The sequence below is a fragment of the Bacterioplanes sp. CLAM21 genome (genome assembly GCF_059641015.1).
In genome coordinates, this window is the sequence record NZ_CM184929.1 from 2,560,800 (window position 1) to 2,582,020 (window position 21,221).

The window sequence follows — 21,221 nt, forward strand, 5'->3', positions numbered from 1 at the left end:
TTTGATCTCACGTACCTGGCTGCGATCAAGGCCACTGATATCGGCCGCGGCTTTGGCGCTGGCGTCCAGCGCTTGCTGGTAGCGGCGCTCGTGAGTGACCTGACCTAAGGCATCGTACACATATTCCGTGACATAACCTTCGGCATCGATCTCATAGCGCAGCTGACCTAAGCCATCCAACACACGCTGGACGGACTGATCCTGTGCTAGGCGCTCAGGCTCATTGGCTTGCAGCTCAGCATAAGCCGCGGTAAAGGCGGCATCAAAGGCGCCAAAGGTGCGCTCGGCATCGATATCACTGGCCCGCAGGCTCTGATAAGCATGGGTGGCGATCACACGCCCCAAAGCATCGTACTGGTATTGAGTGATGTAACCCGATGGGTCGATCTGATAACGCAGCTGGCCTTTATCGTCACGCAGCATCTGGGTGGTGCGCTGGCCCTGGTTAAACTGGGCTTTTAACGAAACCTGATCAAAAAAGCCATTCCAACTATGACCGCTGGTACTGTTATGACTAATCAAACGCACCTTGATACTGTGGGTATCCAGAGGAGGAATGTGCTCTTTAGTCAGTAGCTGCCAGTCGGTGTTGTTTTGATACTTATCCGAATTCCAGCTTGATATCAGCTGTCCTTGGTTATCCAAATACTCTAATACTAATTGAGCAGCATCTTGTGACTCATAGACACGAATGGCAGCACTCAAAGTAAATGTTTTAAATCCTTGAGTCACTTCATCGTGCATAAAGCTGACGTCAACGGTCTGAGTTAACTCCGCATAATTACCACTACTGTCGGCAAAATAGTGAGTTCCTTCATACTCTTCCGGTCCAGATGTTTGCCGCGACCAAGAGCCCGACACGGACTCCCAACCCTGCATGCCATCTTCGGCGTTACCGTTAATCAATAACTCCTGTCCATCATATTTCTGACGCTGCTGCGCCCAGCTCACCAACGCATCGGACAGTGTTTCCGTGGTCAGCGCACCGTCGATCTCCAGTTCACTCAGGTTCACACTCAGCTGACGCTGGGCCACGCTGTGCTTGCGCATCGGATCGTAATCGGTGACCGCAATATTGCCTTCGCCATCGATTTCGTAGCGCAGTTGGTTATCGCGGTTATACAACCGATACGATTGGCGCAGCTCAACGGCGCCCTGCTGGCGTTGCTCATCGAGTAGGGCTTGTACATCGCTAAGGCTGTTCAGGCCTGCGATCTGCTCCGCCGTCAACGCCGTGCCGTAGTGGATTTCTTCTGTGCGCTGATCGTCGACTTCGTAGCGCAGTTCGGTCAGCTGACCTAAGGCGTCGAGCTGGAAGCGCTCACGGTTTTCACCATCAAAGAACGAGCGCACAGCACTGATGCCCGCGGACTGGCTATCCAGGCTGCCACCGTAAGCGGCGGTCAGTGCGGCGGTCACGCCTTTCTCGGTCAGCTGAGTGGTGGTCAGATCCAGGCTGCGATCGTAGCGGATTTGCTCGATGCGGTTGCTATTGGCGTCGTAGCGCAGCTCTACGGTTTGACCCAGAGCGTTCAGGCTAAAGCGCACCCGGCCTAAGCCATCACGCACTTGATAGGTGACCTGATCGGTCTCACTGGCCTGCAGCTGAGCGGCGATATCGGCCACTGAGTTGCGGCGCGTGAGTGTGCCAACGTCGATCTGGGTGGCGTATTGACGCTGAGCGACCAGCTGATCCCAAGCGTCGTACTGGAATTCCGTCACCGCACCGCTGTTGTCGATGCGGAAGCGCTCGCGCCCCTGGATATCACGCACGGTGTAGGTGGCACGACCTTCGGTGCTTTGGTACACCACCTGGCCGTGCACGTCGTAGTCGTATTCGGTGGTGCGCTGATCGTCACCGATCAGGCGTTGCTGACGCACCACCCGGCCTTGGTTGTCGTACTCATAGACGGTTTGCTTGAGCACGCTGGCGTTGGCGGCGGTGTCTTTAAAGTGCGCGACCTGAGTGAGGGCATTGATGTCCCACTCGCCGGCGTAGTGGATTTCTTCTGCCACTTTGCCGGTAAGGATGTCGTAGCGGTATTCGCTTAAGGTGCCGGTGGCCGACAGCTCAAACAGCACCTGGCCGTTGGCGTCGGTGACGGCACGGCTAAGATCGGCGTCTTGCCAGTCAACGTTATGCCACTGGTCTTCGCTGTAGCCGAGGTTTTCCAGTGCGGCATGGATGCCGTCGTAGGTGTTAACAAAGTCCAGACCAATGCTCTGATCGTAACGGATGGTGTCGACCAGGGTATGGTTGTAAGCATCGGCGATGACCTGGTTGTTCGAGGTCAGCTGGCCGAGTTTGCCATGGCGGCGGATCTCGGTGACGTAGCCCAGGCTGTCGACCTTGTAGGCCAACTGGCCACGCGGGTTATAAGCAAAGTGTTCGACTTGGTCGGCGTCGGTGCGCTGCAGCAACGGCTGCAGGTCACTGGCCTGAACCGTGGCGTTTAACTGGCTGACGTCAATCGGCTGAGCGTAACGGTAGCTGCGGATGCGCTGCCCGGCGGTGTTGTAATCGTATTCGGTAACGCCGCCTTCGGCGTCGATCTCAAAGCGCACCTGACCGCGGGCGTTATAGACCGCGCGCTCGCTGTAACCACGGGCATCAACATGGCTGACCTGACGGCCCAGAGCGTCGTAGGTCCACAGCTGGGTGCCCCCAGCGGCATCGATCTGACGGGTACGGTTACCTAAGGCATCGTAGTCAAATTGGGTATGACGATCGGCGTCACTGGCGATCACGGTTAAGCTGCTGATCAGGGTGGCTCGATCGCTGATCGCCACCGTCAGTGGCTGGGCATAGGCCACCTGTTCGCGCACCCGGCCGAGGGTGTCGTAGCGGTATTCAGTGACTTGCTGATCGCTGTCGAGGCTGTGGGTTAAGCGGTTGGCGGCATCATAGAAATGACGCTGCGTCAGCTCACCGTCGCTGGCGATAAACTGTGCCAGCAAGGCACGCTGCTCACTGTCGTCCAAGCCTTCAAGCTGGCTCAGATCAAAGGCCACGGTGCTGCGCTGTTCCGTGATGCGGTTGCCGTTGGCGTCATAACCATAAGCGCGAACAAAGCCACGAATGTCGATCTGGTACTGCACCTGATTGGCGCTAGTGACCCAGCTGCGCTGCGGGTAGCCCAGAGCGGCAAAGGCGTCGCCAGCGGCATCGATGGCGGCTTGCAAATCGCTGGCATCGACCCGGTAACGGGCCAGCTCGCTGACGATGCGCTCGTCGCTGTCGGCGGCGATGGCCGTGAGCGCAACGCTGGCCAGCACAGTGCCGGCTTCGTCTTGCAGTTGCAGCTCAGCGCCCTGCACCACGGCACGGGCGTCATAGTCCAACTGCTGGATCACGTTGCCATTGCCGTCACGGCGGTATTCGGTGATACGACCATTGGCATCGATGGCAAAACGCAAACGATCGGCGCCGTCGTACAGGTTAAATTCGCTGTGATCAAAGCCTGGTGTGGTGGTTAAACGATCCACCACCTGCTCAGCGTCGATGGCTTTATCCCAACCGGTGCTGGCCACTTCGGCGGCGTAGCGGGTGCTCATCACCCGTTTGCCGCTGGCGTTGTAGGTGTACTCGGTTACACCACCGAGGTGATCAACGGTAAAGCGCAGCTGGCCTTTGAGGTTGTAGGCGTAGCGGGTTTCATAGCCGTCGTGATCACGCTGATAGCTCAGGCGACCATGCTCGTCGTAGGCAAACTCGGTATTGCGGCTCTGACCGTCGGCCTGCTGGGTTTGTTGCAGCAGGTTATTCAGGGCATCGTATTGATACTCAGTGCGGATGCTGAACTCCGTACCCGCGCCTTCGATTTGTACGATGCGGTTGTCTTGACCGTCGTATTCATAACGGGTGGTACGCGCGACGCCGTCGGCGTCCTGAATGACGGCCACCACGCGGCCGTTGCGGTCGTATTGGGTTTCGTTGCGCAGCGACTCGCCCTGGTTGTTGACCTGGCGCTCAATGATTTTTTGACCAAAGGCGTCGTAGCCGTATTCACGCACGATGTCGCTGTCGTAGTCGCCCATCAACTGACGGGTTTTCAGCAGGCGCTGCTCGGCGTCGTAAGCGTATTCGGTGATATGGCCATTGGCATCGGTGGTTTGAGTGCGGTTACCGGTCTGATCGTAGTCGTGGCTTTCTAGGCGCACACGCTGATCGCCCTCTTCACGCTCGACCTGCCGCAACTGGCCATCGGCGTCGTACTGATAATGGGTACGCACGCCGTTGCCATCGGTGACCTGAATCTGCTCACCAAAGGCGTTTTGGGTGGTGCTCTGGGTCAAGCTCAAGCCCGGTGTAGCGACGGTCACGGTACGGCCATCATCGCTATATTGATACTGAGTTATATGTTCGGCGTAGCCCGCTTTGGATTGCTGACGCTGTTCCAAAATACGCTCGAAGGCATCGTAACGGGTGATGGTGACATCGCCATTGGCCTGGGTGTGTTCGATCACCCGGCCGCCGTCTAAATAGGTAAAGTGCTGTTCGGCGCCGTTGGTGTCGTATTGAGCGACTTTACGGCCGAAGGCATCGTATTCCAAGGTGCGGTTCTTTTCTGCACCCGGTTGTAGCTCGGTGCCAGCATCCAGGATCTCCTGGGTCAACAGGCCACGATCGTCGTAATAATATTCGTGGCGCACCTGACGGCTGGCCAGCCCTTGCTCATCCAGCTCAATATCTTGCCATTGCTGAACGCGCTCGCCGTAGCCATTGTACTGGTGGCGAGTACGATAACCCTCGGCGTCGGTCAGCTGGGTGATCTCACCGCGACGGCTGTAGCTGGTCAGGGTACGACGGTCTTGGGCGCTGACCAGGGCCGACAGGCTTTGCTGCAAGGCCGCGGTCAAATAACCACCGCGCAGGTTGGTGGTATCTAGACGCTCGGCGTAATCGATCTGCGCCACCACTTGGCCAAAGGCATCACGCTGGTACTCGCGCACGTCGCCCAGGGCGTTAATCTCAACACTCAAACGGCCCGCTTGGCTGTAATAGTAATAACGCTTATGACCGTTGGCATCGATGCTGTGGGTGCGCAGCTGATCGGCATTATAAAAATGACGTGTACCGTACTGCTGGTACAGGGCATCGACTTCATCGCGGCTCATGTCGTCACGCAGCAACTGGCTACCGGCAGCATTTAATTCGCCGGTTAAACGGCCATGCTGATCGTAGCGTTGGCGCGACAGTCGGCGCTCATCGGATTGACTGTCAGTTTTGACGGTACGTACCCGGTTGCCGCTGGCATCGTAGAAATGCTCGGTCACCAGACCTTGGGCATCGGTGTGACGCAGCAGGCGATCTTCGCCGTCGTAGTGCGACACTTCGCTGCGGTCTTGGGCGCTGCTGGCGCGCTCACGCAGCTCGCTTAGGCTGGCTTGAGCAATGTCGATCTCGCTCAGGCGCTCGGCATAATGCACCGTGGTGCGACTGTGCTCGTGCTCGTTGTACTGGTACTCGTGCAGATAGCCCTGACCATCAACCTCGGCAATGCGCTGACCGCGCAAATCGTAGAAGAAGTACTCGTGCACATCGGCAATATCAACACTTGGTGCATCGTCGATATTGGCCACGGCAGTGGCGTAACGAATGGTCTGGGTGCGCTGACCGGCGCCGTTGTAACGGTGCTCGACCACAAAGCCTGCGGCGTCACGTTGGCGCAATAAATTGCCATCATCGTCGTAACGGTATTCGGTGACCCGGGCACGCTCTTCACCGTCATCGGTTTCATCAACGATGGATAGCTGCTGCTCGACGCCGTTGTCGTAGACGGTAAAGTGATCCGTGGTGCGGAACATCACCTCACCGTCGTCGTTGCGATACTCGATGGTGTAGCTGTGCTCACCTAAGGTTAAGTGCTCAAAGGTAATCTGGTATTGATCACGCGCCACCAGCGGAATAAAGCTGGTATCGTCGAGGCGAATAAAGGCATCAAACTGGGCGTAGCGGGAATTAATCGGCCAGCTTAAGGTGGTGCGCTGGAAAATTGGTCGTTCTTCAACCTTGGCGACTATATCGTCCAGCTCCCATACCGTGCCATCGGCAAAGGAAATGGCGTCGATGTGGTTTTTATTCGACGTTTCATTAAAGTGGCCTACCACCGTGATTTGATCATCGGCATCTTGCAGGCGAATAATCAAATCATTTTGGCTTTTTAATAAATAGACTTCGCTGGATAAAATATCAGCAGAGAACTTCACCACATCACGTGAATCTGGGTGGTCAGGCAATTTATTAATGGTTATTTTATCTAAGCCAAAATCACGCTCAAATAAGAAATCATTGTTGTAACTGCGAACAGAAATGGTGTCGTTACCAGCCCCACCGATAATGGAAAACTGATAGGCATGATCACCACTGTGTCCATTGGTATCACGTAGCTGAATACTGTCGTGACCCGCACCACCCATCAACGTAGAATGGGCGTCGGCAGAATCTGCAGGGAAACGGCCAGCATGATTTTTAATAACCAGCGAATCGTTACCACTGCCGCCGTCTAAAACATCGCCACCGGAATAGACCTGCAGACTGTCATTACCACGTCCACCCAGCAGCGTATCACGACCGTAATTACCATCAATCGAATCATTGCCATCTTCACCGCTGAGCCAGTCATCCTGGTCATATCCACGAATATTATCATTACCTGCCCTACCTTCAAGGCTGCCAGTATCGCCTTTAAAACTATAGAGAGATTGACTGGAATCGTGCCCTAGCTGAGCTTGCAACAATAATTCTTGGCCAGTTTTTTCTACGCCATCAGCAAATATAATTTTATAGTCATCATTCACGACACCTGAACTTAGAATGTCGGCCAAACGAACATAATCTCCACTTGCATCGTCGGCAATGTAGAGTGCCGAACCATCACTCCAAACGACCATGTCGACATAGTTATGTTCTGCAAAAATAATGGTATTTAGTCCATCAGAGCCGGACTTAACCGTGTCTCGACCAAAACCTTTGGCAAACACATAAGTATTGTTACCTGCACCGCCATCCAGCGTATCATCGCCAGCATTACCATAGAGCCTGTCGTCGTCCTCCCCTCCTGACAGAGAGTCATTTCCTCTACCGCCAAACAGAGTATCGTTGCCCTGATAGCCGCTTATTTGATCGTCACCAGAGTCACCATACACGGTATCATCACCGTCGCCACCCTTGACCGAATCATAGCTGGCACCAGCAGATACTAAGGTAGAGACATCATCCAGGTAATACATGGATTCGCCAGATGAAGTGGCATAAACGGCCTGGCGAATATCATCAGAAGTGAGCGATGCACCGTTGGCAAAAGCAAAGTTAACAACGTCCTGGCGTAAGAAATAATCCAAGATATTCAGATGATTATCGCCACTAACAATAATCAGATCGTCACTAACATTGCGATACCAGCTTAGTTGTGTCTTATCAATGCCTTCCGCAAAGCGAATGGTTAATGAGCCCTGGCTGATATTGCTCGGTAAACTAACCTGGTCCCTTCCCCAAGAGGCATTAATATGCAGGATATCCTGGCCTTGAGAAGCATCGATACTCTCATCACCGCTACCCGCAAAAACAGTGTCGTCACCCGCACCGCCATTAAATTGAGAATTTGATGCCGAGCCAATTAAAACATCATTATCTTCGCCACCGCTTAGATATGCTGACCGGTTTGACGCAGCGATCAGGGTATCATTGCCTTTTTCGCCGTGCAGAGACGCTTGAGCACCCGCTATATTGGTGGTATTGGCAGCATGATCCGCGACAGATAAGGTGTCATTGCCATCTTTGCCATAAACACGTGAGCCAGCGCCCATCTCTGATATTAAGGTGTCATCGCCACTGGTTCCTGACAAGCTACCTTGACCAAGCCATGCCTGTCCTTCAGATACTTCCTTAGCCGTATAATGGTACTGGTTGGCAGGCAATGCATTCGCTGCAATATAATCCTTATCCCAAATAACACTATCAGCAAATTCGATATGTGTTATGGCATTGTTGCCGAGAAGGCCATAGCTTAGATAGACCCGATCTCCAGAACTATGTTCCACAATTAAATCATAATACTGCACAGGAGATCTGAATAATTTAAATTCTGTCGATACCAAACCTTCTGAGAAGATCAGCTTACTGCTGTTATTGCTTTCTGCATGGATATAATCTTTGCCAAAGCCCGGTTCAAATATATAAACGTCGTTACCGCCATTGCCGTCCAGAATATCCATGCCGGCACCGCCGACCAAGGTATTGGCCTGGCTATTACCCACAATACGGTCATGGCCTTCTCCACCATCGAGATTTAAGTGGTCGTCTGTGGCGGTAATATAGTTGTGTGCCGATGTCCCTGTCGCGGCATGAGCTAATAATCCAGCCTGGTCCCAGCGAGTGGTAACAACACCACTGACATCCACAAATTCGATCGTCACATGCTGTCCAGCCTGATTAAACCGCTGTAGAGTGATTTGTTCACCAGTACCTAAATGACGTATATACAGGGTGCTACCCGGAATAATAGCCAAATCTTGTGGACGGACTGATGCATCAAACTGCAAGGTTGTGGCCGCATAGATATCATAAGAGTCAAAGCCGAACCCCTGCGACAGCTTGATTAAGGTTGTGTCGGTCGAAGCGTATACATAAACGCTATCATTGCCGAGCCCGGGCGCTAAGACATTGTTGCCTTTCTGTACATATAACGAATCATTACCACTACCACCAATTAACGTGCTGCCCGCAGTATTGCTAGAAAGGTGATCATCACCAATACCGCCATCTATCAAACCCCGACCGGGACCACTGATAGAGAGGTTGTCATTGCCAGCATCGCCCATTAAGGTTGCAGACTGGCCCTGCTGTGGATTGCTCTTTATGGTGTCATTACCGGAGCCACCGCGAAGAATATCGTTGCCTTGCTCACCATGCAGGGTATCGGCACCGCCACCCCCAATTAGGGTATTGTCGTTATTGTCGCCCAAGATACGGTCGTTGCCGTCCATACCATCAATGGACGACAACTGTTCAGACGTTTGCAGATCTTGACTGATATTAGATGCTAAATCTAAACGACGGGTCAGCTCTGCGGCATCCCATACCGTGCCATCAAAAAACTCTATACGGTCTATGCCACCAGTTCCGATATTACGCTCGTTAAGGTGATACCCCTCTATTAGAATTCGATCGAAATCGCCGACGTCGATATACCAGTTAGACCAGCGGTACATCGCATTATGGGCCCGATAAATGTGTAATTGATCGGGGGTAATACCTTGGTCAAAGCGAATAACACTGGCAGTATCTCTGTATTTCTCCACGATGTGGTCATGACCAAAACCTGGTCGGAACAAATAAACATCATCGCCGCCTGAACCTTCCAAGTAATCACGGCCAGCACCTCCAACTAAGGTATCTGCACCATTCCCACCGTAGAGGCTATCATCCCCATGTCCACCCTCTAAAACATCGTCGCCGCCCCCCCCCGACAAGGTGTCGTGGTCACGTCCGCCCAGTAAAGTATCGTTATTGTCTGAGCCATTGATACGGTCGTGTCCGTCGCCACCTTGTAAGGTAGGCAAATAAGGCGATGCATACAGCACTTGATCCCGGGGTGTAGCTGCGTGTACTAGGTCAAAAATGGTGTCTTGATCCAAGCTGACGTCGTCAAATTCGAATCGCAGTTTGCGAATCGCCAGATCTCCTTTGTCAAACACCGACGCAATAGTCACTTGTTCGGTTTGACCAATAATTCCAACATGAAGAGATTGATTAGAGCGGAAGAACTGAACTTGCGACGACAAGTAACCTTCTAAGCGAAATACTTGAGTTGCATTAAAGGCATTGAAGGGGTTTAAGTTAATCGAATCCTGACCAAACTCACCAGCAAAAATAAATACATTTTGTTCATTGTCCGATTTAGCATTAACAGCACTGCTATATTCATAAGTGTACGAATCGTTACCAGCGCCACCAACAATGGTATCTACACCTAAATAACTTCCATCCGTGAAAGAATCATTACCGGCACCGCCAATGGCGGTATCGGAACCGGAATCAGACGACAGACTGATAATGTCATCGCCTGCGCCACCCGACAAATAGTTATTGCCTTGCTTGCCAAAAAGCGTGTCTTTACCAGAACCGCCATCAAGATAGTCGTTACCTATCCCTCCATCAAGGTAATCGTCGTCATCATCACCTTTTAAATAATCATCGCCGCCGGCGCCGTATAACCTGTCTTTACCGCCTTTGCCATCAATAGAGTCATTGCCACTATACGCAGTAATGGTGTCTTCGCCATCGGTAGTCACAATCACCCGCTGGCGCAGCTCATCCGTACTCCAACTCTGGCCGTTGGCGAACTCCAGATGGATAAAGTCTCGACTGGCTAATTTATCTTGGAAAAAATTAACAATAGTTAACTGGTCGTCACCGTCATTCACAATCACTAGCAAATTATTGCCAGAGCGACGCACATCGATTAAATCAACCGATATTGACTCATCAATACCGATTCGAACCTGAGCACTGTTCGTGGTTGTAAAATCATGATTAAAGTTCAGTGAGTCGTAGCCAAATCCACGTGAAAGCGCGATATTATATTGGCCATGATCGACATAATAGCTATCGTCTCCAGCACCGCCCACCAACAGCGCGGAGTCACCATCAGCTCTTAGCACGTCATTACCGGCACCTCCCAGTAGGGTGCCATGACCTCCACTACTGTGCAGGCTGTCGTGACCGAAGCCGCCATCCAAGGTATGTTCGGCGCTATTGGCTCCAACGGAATCGCTGCCAATACCACCAAAAAACTCTCTCGCCGTGCCAATGGTGCCAATATGACCTGCACTTTCATTAAGATAATGGCGGCTATTATCGTATAGCGCCTTTTGATCCCAGCGTTCACCATCAGCAAATTCGATGGCAGCAACATCCTGGGAGCTATTGTGCTGGAAATAACGATCAATAGTAATTTTGTCGCCGGTACTCTTTACTTCTAGTACTAGGTGAATGCCGTATTGATAAAGTTTAACGTCGTCAGACTGAATGTCGCCAAACTTAATAATATCTGCATCGTCACCCGCAGATATAGAAATAACATCGTGGCCAAAGCCCTTTTCAAAAAAGAATACGTCACTTCCAGCATAACCGAATAGTGTATCCTTCCCTTCTGCACCGACTAGCGTATCAACGCCATATGTACCTCGAATACTTTGATCATGCCAGCTGCCTTCATTGGCCTTGGCAATCGCTTGCTCTATCGTAAGTATTACACCATTAGCGAATTCAAACTCATCGACATGATAATTTAATGCCCCGTTGGAAATAACATTGAAAATCTTTACGTTATTTTCTTTATAGGAAATATGTAAATCATTCGACAGATGGCTAAATACCACCTCATCTACAGCAATATCTTTGAATACGACCCGATCATGACCTGTGCCAGCATTATAGGAGATATAGTTATAGCCAAAATCGCCAGAAAAGACGTAAGTATCGTCACCCGCTCCGCCATACAGAGTATCAAAGCCTGCACCACCGATGAGGGTATCATTACCATCGCCACCAAAAAGAGTATCGTCACCCGCCAAACCCATCAGGGTATCGCCGCTACTGGTATAAGAAACGATACGATCTCCGTATCGACTCCCGGTGATTTGTTTGTCTATCTCAGAACGATTTTGAACATATAGCGCTTGATCAATATCCGCCTCATAGTCGGCTTGATCAGCAGCCAAAGTCACGGTTTGCCTTGACTTAGAGGCATTGAGCTCAGCCAAACGCTCTGCATGCTGGGATATTAGCTCATCAAACTGAGCTTCTTGCCACTGAGTTCCATCAGCAAACTCGATAATATTGAGTTTATTGTTTTGCCCAGAATAATGATTGGATACCGTAATCTGATCGTTACTGCCATCCACATAAAGCATCAAGTCATTGCCGTTTTTACTCAGCAGCAACTGCTCTGCAGTGATATCTTGAGTAAAACGAACAGTATCGATGTCATTAGCATTGCTTCCTTTGACAATGGTGTCCTTGTCAAAACCGGCAGCAAATATATACACATCATTACCGGCTTTGCCTGAGAGAGAATCGTTTCCAGAGCCACCGATTAACGTGTCGTCATGACTAGAGCCACCCAGGTAATCACGACCAAAGCCACCGCTTAACGTGGCAGGTTCTGCGCCAGCTTGCAGGTGATCATCACCCAAACCGCCAAACGCGCTGCGCTCACCACCCAGCAAGACAGAGCCTGATAACCACGTCATTGGGTCTACGCTGGCGACATCTAGGGCTAATATATCTTCGGTCGATAGTCGCGTTCCATCGTCCAGAGCAATCGTCACGGCCGCAAAGCCGGTGTGCTGCTGCCATCGATTTTCCCAAAACTGATCTAAGAATATAGAGTCGCTGCGTCCAGCAATGCGAATCAGCAAATCATTCGTGTCAGTTTTTTCAATAATAAGTTGATCTTGGCTGACGCCTTTAATTTGAATGGTGGCAGTACTGTCTGCATCTGGGCGTTGCAGGGCGATGACATCATTGCCAAAATATCCTTCATAAATATACAGGTCATCACCCAGGCCTCCGGTTAAGTAATCATTTCCGGCACCTCCGATCAGGGTATCATCGCCCTTGCCGGTATATAAGCTGTCGTTACCGCTGCCCCCCCAAAGGGTATCATCACTAACAAGCGAGCTAGATATAGAGATGGTGTCACTGCCGCCGCCACCATTCAGCGACCAACCGCCTTCGCTAGAGAGTTCATCAAAGCGAACATGAGGACCAAATTCTTGGCCTTGATTAGCCCGTTCAATCACCTGTTCTGCAGTGAGAGTTACGTCATCAAATTCAAAGGAGCCAAACACCAGATGTTGATCTTGGTACTCCACCCAGAAGCCATTGTGCGGTGATACAAATACAGCAACGCCTGCCGGTGTACCACTCCAATAGATACCGACGTCATCCGAGCGAATCCCCTCTAAACGAATGCTTGAGCGGGCATTATTTTTGGTTTGATTAGTATTACCATCATAGCGGTAGGTATCCCAGCCATCCCCCTGGCGATAAATGACGTCACTACCTTCGTTAAGATACGACAGGGTAACAGTATCATGTCCTTGACCAGCAACAATGGTATCTCTACCAGCACCGGTTTCGATGACGTCATTACCATCACCACCGTCCAGGTAATCATCCCCGGCGTCGCCTTTTAAGGTATCGCGGCCGGTGCCGCCGATTAGGGTATCGTTACCCGCACCGCCTTCTAAGGTGTCATAGCCGCTGCGGCCATAGAGGGTGTCATTGCCATCGGCGCCGATTAAGCGGTCACCAGATTCAGCACCATCCAGGGTATCGTTGCCGCCATAGCCCCACAGGGTATCGGCCTTATCATTGCCGATCAGATGATCGGCATCGCCGGTACCATACGGGTTGACGTAGTCCTGCTCGATCGGGCGTTTGGTATTGGTAATGGAAACTTTTAAGCCATAGCGCTGGGCTTGGGCCTGCGATAACTGCTCGGTGCGAACAATACGCGACGCTTCATCGTAGTGGTAACGGGTCACGTAGCCTTCGGCATCGACTTCGTAGCTGAGTCGATCCCAAGTGTCGTAGACCTTTTGCTGATGACGATCCTGGTTGCTAAAGGCCGGCAAAATACCCGCGTAACTGCCGACACTGAGGCCGGTATCGGTCCACCAGTTCTGCGTATTCACTAAGGTGGCGTAATTTAAGACGCCGGTTTGGTTGCCGCGTTCGTCGTAGCTGTAACGAGTGACGGCGCCTTTGCCATCCACCTCAACGGCCAGCTGACCACGCTCGTCGTAGAACCAGTACTGGCGCACACCATCGGCGGATTGCTGAGCCACTTTACGGCCCTGCTCGTCATAACGGTATAATTCTTCACGCTGACCGCGCTGGGCATCACTCCAGCCACTGCTGATGATCTGCCCCTGAGCACCGCGTACTTGCAAGCGCTGCAAACCGCTGGCTTCGGTTAAGCTGATGCTGCGATTGGCATCGTCGTAGGCCCACTGGGTGCGAGCTCCCGCGCTATCAACTTGCTCCAGCAAGCGGCCCAGGCCGTCGTAGTGGTACTGACGGGTATCGGCATCGCTGCCACGCACGGTGCTTTCGATGCGCAGTCGACCTTGTAGATCGTAGCGGTAATGCATTTCTGCGGTGCGCTCGTTGCGCACGCCGTCGCCATTGGTATCTAACTGGTCATATTGGTAGCTGCGCTGCAGTTGGCCGCGCTGGTCGTAAACATAATCGGTGCGCTGCCATTGGTCTTTGGGCTGGGCCTCGGCCCAGGTGGTGAGCTGCTCCAGGGTAAAGCGATCGCTGTGGCCAATGCCGGTCATATCCAGCTGATTGGCACTGTGCTCACGCTGAGTGATCAGCTGGCCCAAATCGTTGTAACGGTATTCCGTGACTCGACCTTCACCGGAGACAGCAAAACGCAATTGCTGCTGATCGTTATAGACAAAAAAGTCGGTCTGCCGGCTTTGGGCATTCGCCAACGGCGCGGTAATCCAAGGGTGCAGCACATAAACCTGACTGGCACTGTTAAAGTAGGCCACCGCATGAGATTCACCAGACCCGGTTACTAAGCCTTCACGGCCATCTTCCATGGTCGCCGGATGACCGTATTCACTGCCATTGGCAGTAAAGAAAGCAGGCGATTCAAGGCGCCACGACTCGAGCGCCACCATAGTGCCATCGGCGGCTATGATATAGCGAGCCGGACGACCAGCCATTGAGTGATCCGGATCTTCAGAATCAAACACCAGCACCCCAATATTGTCACCATCAGGGCCTTCAACGACCACTTGCTCTGGATGCGACAGCTGATCTAATTGCTGTACCACCTTGCCCGGTTGAGCCAACAACTGGCGACTGCCATCAATAAAGTAACCACTCCAGGCGTCGTAAGTCGCTAGCTCAGCGCCCGACAAATCAAGCAAACGAGTACCGCCATCGCCCTGGCGATCAATGGTCGCCACCGCATTGCCGTCGGCGTCATTCACCGACAAGGAGCCTTCAGCGATACTGAAGCGGCCATCGATATAGCCCCAAATGGAGCCATCGGCACGGTATAAAACATCGTGCATGACCACTGGCAGAGCTGCGACAGACGACGCAGAGAAACTGTCGTCTTCGATGCCCTCGTTGATCGGGTCCGGTATTATCTCGCCATTGACCCAAGCTTGATCCAGCTCTTGCAAATACTCAGCATCAAACTGCGCCTGGGTTTCACTCAGTAGCTGATTATTGTCATCAAACTCACGCACGATGGCGCGGCCGTCGGCATGGATTTCTCGTACCTGGTTGCCGGCGTCGTCGTAGCCATAGCGAATGGCGCGATCCAGACTATCAATCTGAGCGACCAGGTTGCCTGACGGGTCGTATTGATAGCGATAGCTCAGCACCTGGCCATCCACCGCCGGTGCCGTCATGTCAACAATATTGCCGTGCTCGTCGTAGCGATATAGCCATTCGTGGCCACTGCTGTCGGTGACCTTGGTGGTGTTATTAGCGGTATCGTAATCGAAAGTGGTGCTGACCTGCCCACCGATCAAGACTTGCTGTATGCGCCATTGGCCATCGACCTCAACGTAATCAAATGCCGAGGTAGTACCGTCTGAGTGGGTAATGGTCGCCAAGCGCTGGCTGTTATCGTGGTAGGTGTACAGGGTTTGGTATAACGCGCCGTCATCAATGCGATTATCATCGGGCGTTAAGTCGATTTGCACGCTGATCAGACGGCCCAAATCATCGTAACTGTAACGAGACAGGGTGATTTCCTGACCATCTTGCTGGGTATAAATACGTTGTATGCGGCCAGCGTCGTTGTATTCCAAATGCGTCACCAAACCGGCCGCATCGGTCAGACTGATCAGTTGGTCATTACGGTAGTTAAAGCGAGTCGTTTGGCCTTGAGCGTCGGTTAAGCTCACTAAACGGCCATCGGTGTTGTAGCGTTCTTCGGTGTGAGTGGCACCGTCGATAAATATCCATTGCTGAGCGTCGGCATCAAAAATCAGGGTGTCGTAGGCACCCTGCCCGGCCGTCGACACATACGCTTGCTGATCATCTTGCCAAATAAAATCACCGGCAAAACCATCACTGTCCAAGCGGGTAATAGAACCACTGGCCGTATCTGCGGGCAAATTGGTTAATGTTTGCGCAAAACCAAATAAAAACCCGCTGCTGTTATTTAAATCGCCCTGGCTATTGTAGGTTCGTAACACACCGATATCGGCGCCGGCCGTCATAATGGTGCCATCGCTGCGCGATACCACCAGATTGCCCGTTGCCGCATTCATCGCGATGCGCGTTTTGGCATCGCCGATCTGACTTTCCTGACCCAGACCCAGTTGTGTTTGATTCCAAACGCCTAATCCCTGACCACCAACAATTGCTACCATAACCGACTCAACTACTCACAAAACTAAAAGACGCTGCGACCCCTATCAACACTGCACTCAACAGTGCTGTTTTTACACAAAAGTCACATACCAACCCGCCGCGCTCTATTGACAATGCAACGACCTCAAGAAAAGGCACGCCAAAAGAACGCCACAGGCAAAAAAATGCGCGGCATTATCCTACTAATGAGCCCGATACTCCAGTGCTAAATGTGATCAACAAATACACAACCGAGGTAATGAAAGTCATACTGCCAAGCGACTACAGCGGTATTAACCGACAAGATACCTACAAAAAAGTCATTAATATAAAGACAAGCCATTGCACCATATCGCGGCAAACAAAAAACAGCCCGCCAACAACCCATATAATTATTTAAATAACCGTTACCAAGCCATAAAAAAACCGGCCTATTTTGCAATAGGCCGGCTTGGGTAAATCGGGATTATCAAACAAATAATGGCAAAGCCTATACAACACCCTTATCAGGAGGTGCACTATGCATATCTTTCGAGCGCCCAGGCTTAAGCTTTTGCACGAGGCGGGCCAGATCGTCTCCGACCATATATAAGCTGGGTATCAATAGCAGAGTAATAACGGTCGCAAACAACACACCAAACGCTAAAGACACCGCCATTGGAATCACAATTTTGGCCTGCAAACTGGTTTCCAACATGATCGGCATCAGACCCATAAAGGTGGTCAATGATGTCAGCATAATCGCTCTAAAACGTCGTCGCCCAGCTGCTAAAACAGCATCCCGAACCGTCGCTCCCGACTGACGCTGGCGATTAATATAATCCACCATTACCAAGCTATCATTTACCACCACACCCGCGGCAGCAATAATACCAAATAGCGAAAAAGAGCTGATATCCATACCTAACAGTAAATGCCCATAAATGGCACCAATCACACCAAAAGGAATGACCGACATAATGACCAGTGGCTGACCATAGGAACGCAGCGGCACAGCCAGTAAGGCATAAACCAGTAGCATGGACAACACGAAATTACGCAACTGATCAACCTGACTATCGATTTCATCCTGAATGCGACCCGATAATTCGCTACGCACATCAGGATAGCGACTGAGCATTTCCGGCATAAAGTTATCATTGATATCTTCTGCCACCTTTTGCGGCTCAACAGTGGCACTGTTCACCGATGCCCATACAGTCACGGTGCGAGCACCGTCTTCTCGGCGAATCGACTCAGCACTGCTTGTTAACTCCATAGTTGCCACTTGCGATAAAGGCACACTATGCCCAGCCGGCGTCTGGATACGGGTGTCGGCGACATGACCCAGTGCATTGCGCTGATGCTCTGGGTAGCGCAGCATCACTTTGACCTCTTCGCCATCACGCAAAATACGTTGCACTTCCATGCCATAGAAGCTGGCATTCATTTGCTGTGCCACGGTTGATAAATCCAGCCCCAGCCCCTGGCCAAGCGGCGTCAATGTTAAACGCACTTCTTGGCGGGTAGATTGTTGACTGTCATTAACATCCCCCACTCCAGCGATACGACTTAGCTTGTCCTTTAGTTCGTTTGCTGCAGCAACCAGTTGTTGTGGATCGGTTCCAAACAACTTAAAGCTGACATCGCCGTCTTCACGCCCACCGCCAAATACGTCTTCCTGAATGGTTAACGACTTTAATCCAGCGATGGGTGGCATAGCAGCGCGCCAGCGCTCAGCCAACTCAAAGGTATCCATTGGACGTAGTTCTGGCTCAACCAAGGTAGTCAAAATCTCCGCTTTAGTACGCGAGTCCAATTCAACATATATTGAGCTGACCATGCTTTTGCCAGTGCTATTAGCAATTTCCGCATCAACCTCGCGAATCATAGCTTCGATCGCCAACGCCGCATTTAGAGTCGCTTGCTCACCACTGTCCGACGTCATTTCTAGAGAGATTTCGGGAAAATCATGGGGTACTTTTGGCGTCCCTACCATACGCACGATGCCGCCTTGTATCAGACCAATCGTTATTAGCAGTACCGCCAAGAAAATAGCCACCACTGTGTATCGATACTGAACCGCCCTGGCCAATACCGGCACATAACGCTGCTGAATAAAGAATTGCAGTTTGGCATCAACCCAATCCTGCAGTCGATAAACTGGGTTATTGCTGTTTTTCTTCGGCTTCATTCCGGCCAAATGCGCCGGCAAAATAAGTTTGGATTCCACCAATGAAAACAGCAAACACAAGATCACCACCCAACCAATGGAAGCAGAGATCGCCGCATCGGGCCCATCACCAAATAGCATGGGCAAAAAAGCTGCAACGGTCGTTAACACACCAAAAGTCGCTGGCATAGCCACCCGCTTAGCCCCTTCAACCACACTGTTTAGCGATTGGCCTTTTTGTTCGATCTCCGAATACACACTTTCGCCAATCACAATGGCGTCGTCGACGACAATACCCAGCACCAAAATAAAACCAAACAAGCTGGTTAAACTGATGGTGATATTAATCGGGTCTAAGGGCATCATCATCAGAGTACCCAAAAAACACACCGGCAGGCCCACCATTACCCAAGCAGCCAGGCGCAAACGCAGGAACATCGCTAACATTAAGAAAACAAGCAATGCCGACGCCCACATATTGTCGAGCATCATGTTAAGCCGACCTTCTAGGTAGTAGGTCAAATCAATCCAGGATTGGAGATGCATACCTGCGGGCAAGCTGCTTTGTTTTTGCTCTATGTATTCTTTTACGGCAGCTGAAACGTCGGGCGTAGACTGATCTTTAGAAGCGCCAACAAAAAACAGTACCGCGTCTTGGCCATTAAACTTGTTGTACTGCAGACCTTGCTCAAAACCGTCTTTTACTGTCGCCACATCCGACAAAAATAACTGACTGCCATCGCTTAGGGTACGAATAGGAACACGCTCGAAGTCACGCTGTTTATACGCCTGATTTTCAACCCGTATGCCAATATAACCAGCATCCGTGCGGATTTCACCGGCACTCATATTAGTGCTGTAGGCACGAATACTAGCGGCCACCTCATCAAAGGTCAGTTGGTATTCACGCAGCCGGTCACGCGATACTTCAATACTGATTTCATAGTCTGGCCCACCATGAAAGTCACTGACTTGCACAATAGGCAATTGACGAATTTCATCATAGATGTCTTCACCCAATGTACGAATATCGGCAAATGGCAGATCGCCATATAAAGCTATCCACATCACTTCCTGGGTGTATTTATCCTGGGTAATAAGCGGTGTTTCTGCGCCCGCAGGCAAGGTTTGAATACCTTCGACATTCACCTTAACTTCGTCTAATACCTCATCGACATCATAACTATCGTCGACTTCCACCCAAGTCTGGGAGGCGTTGCGCATGCTGTAGGTAATGACACGCTTAATGCCCTGAATTTCTTCCAATGACTGTTCGATTTTTTCCGTAATACCATCTTCCACATCTTGTGGCCCGGCACCTGGATAAGCCGTACTGATAGAAATCCAGTTAAACTCCAACTGCGGAAACATCTGTTTTTGAATGGTAAAAGCGGAAAAAATACCGCCCACCAATATAAAAAACATCAACAGGTTGGCTGCTACCGGGTTCATAGCAAACCAAGCAATAATACCGCGCGACTGAGTATTACTCATTGCCGCCCTCCATCGCGGTGGTGATCACCTCGACTTCTATTTCCGAGTCAGTGATCAAATGAAGATCCATACCCGTCGTAGGGTATTGCAAAGCCGTCGTTACAATATCCATATCAGGCTGCGGCACTTGAACCACCACTTGCTCACCTTCAAGACGCACTATGCCGACATCTACCATCGCCAGCTGGCCATTACTATAAATCGGCAACTGGCCATTACGTAGCCACTGATAAGGTACGCGCAAACTGTTTTCATAGCTGCGCCCAGCAATTGTCGCCGTGACATACTGACCAAAATGCAGCGCCGGATTATGTTGATAAGGCTGTTCAACCTGGGCCACCAAATAATTCATGCGACTGTTATTATCGACCAGCCCTTCGCTACGTACGATGGTCGCAGGCCATTGCAATAACTCATTGCCTTGCTGAACCTGCAATAACACCTCAGCCCCTTGGCCACCATCGACTAGTTGCGCCCATTGTTTTGCTGCAATCGGCAAACGTACTTCGCCTGTGTCGAGGGCATATATAGTACCTAGCGCACTTCCCGTGCCAACGTAACTTCCCAGACCCGGATGACGCTCAACCACCAGGGCGTCAAACGGTGCACGAATGGAGGTTCGCTGCAAATCTCGCTCGGCACGCTGCACCATCGCCAAGGTGGCTTTTACAGCCGCTTTTGCTTGAGCCAATTGCGGTTTACGCAACGCTAGTACCGTAGGATTTTTGACATCAGATAATTGCTCGCGGGCAACTTTCCCTTGCGCCTGTTCGGTCTCCAACGCTGCCAGTGCAGTGGCATAGTTGGCCTGAGCGTCCAACAAAGCCGTTTGATAATCACTGTCATCAATGCGAAGCAACACCGTGTCCTCGCCAACCTGACCACCCCGTACAAACGCCGGATGCACATAGGTCACATTGCCACTGACCTGGGCCACTAGTTCTGTTTTTTCACGGGGTTGCAACACCCCATGAGACTCAACGTGCACAGTCACTCGCCCAGCCTTTTGATGCACTACCTCTACTTCCGGGGTAGTCATTTCTACACTTTTTTCTTCCGGCGGCTGCTCCATTGAGGCCAACAAGGTCATTCCAGCCGCCGCAACAGCCACTATCGTAATAGGTATCAATATTGGAGCCGATCGCTTTGCTAACATGGCAGTTCTCTGAGCCA

General features: G+C 51.4%; 3 protein-coding genes (1 of these 3 only partly in view). All 3 read right to left on the bottom strand.

All coding sequences use genetic code 11. The features are described from left to right. Positions 1-16,422: the 5' end (the start) of a calcium-binding protein gene (locus AC55FS_RS11780; RefSeq protein WP_496932448.1), read on the bottom strand. The gene continues 18,564 nt to the left of window position 1, outside the view; 16,422 of the gene's 34,986 nt are visible here — the first part of the coding sequence; it begins with the start codon at positions 16,420-16,422; the stop codon falls past the left edge of the window. 470 nt (positions 16,423-16,892) lie between these two features. After that, positions 16,893-20,048 carry an efflux RND transporter permease subunit gene (locus tag AC55FS_RS11785; RefSeq protein ID WP_496932449.1) on the bottom strand — a complete coding sequence of 1,052 codons (3,156 nt, stop codon included), beginning with the start codon at positions 20,046-20,048 and terminating at the stop codon, positions 16,893-16,895. Further along, complete coding sequence (locus AC55FS_RS11790) at positions 20,041-21,138, bottom strand: efflux RND transporter periplasmic adaptor subunit (protein ID WP_496932450.1); 1,098 nt, start codon at positions 21,136-21,138, stop codon at positions 20,041-20,043. The genes AC55FS_RS11785 and AC55FS_RS11790 overlap by 8 nt, the downstream gene beginning before the upstream one ends. Between the last annotated feature and the right edge of the window lie 83 nt (positions 21,139-21,221).

What these genes read in the sequence shown, in the direction of transcription:
- AC55FS_RS11790 (WP_496932450.1), bottom strand. Translation starts at nt 21,138, where the DNA reads ATGACCTTGTTGGCCTCAATGGAGCAGCCGCCGGAAGAAAAAAGTGTA.
- AC55FS_RS11785 (WP_496932449.1), bottom strand. Translation starts at nt 20,048, where the DNA reads ATGAGTAATACTCAGTCGCGCGGTATTATTGCTTGGTTTGCTATGAAC.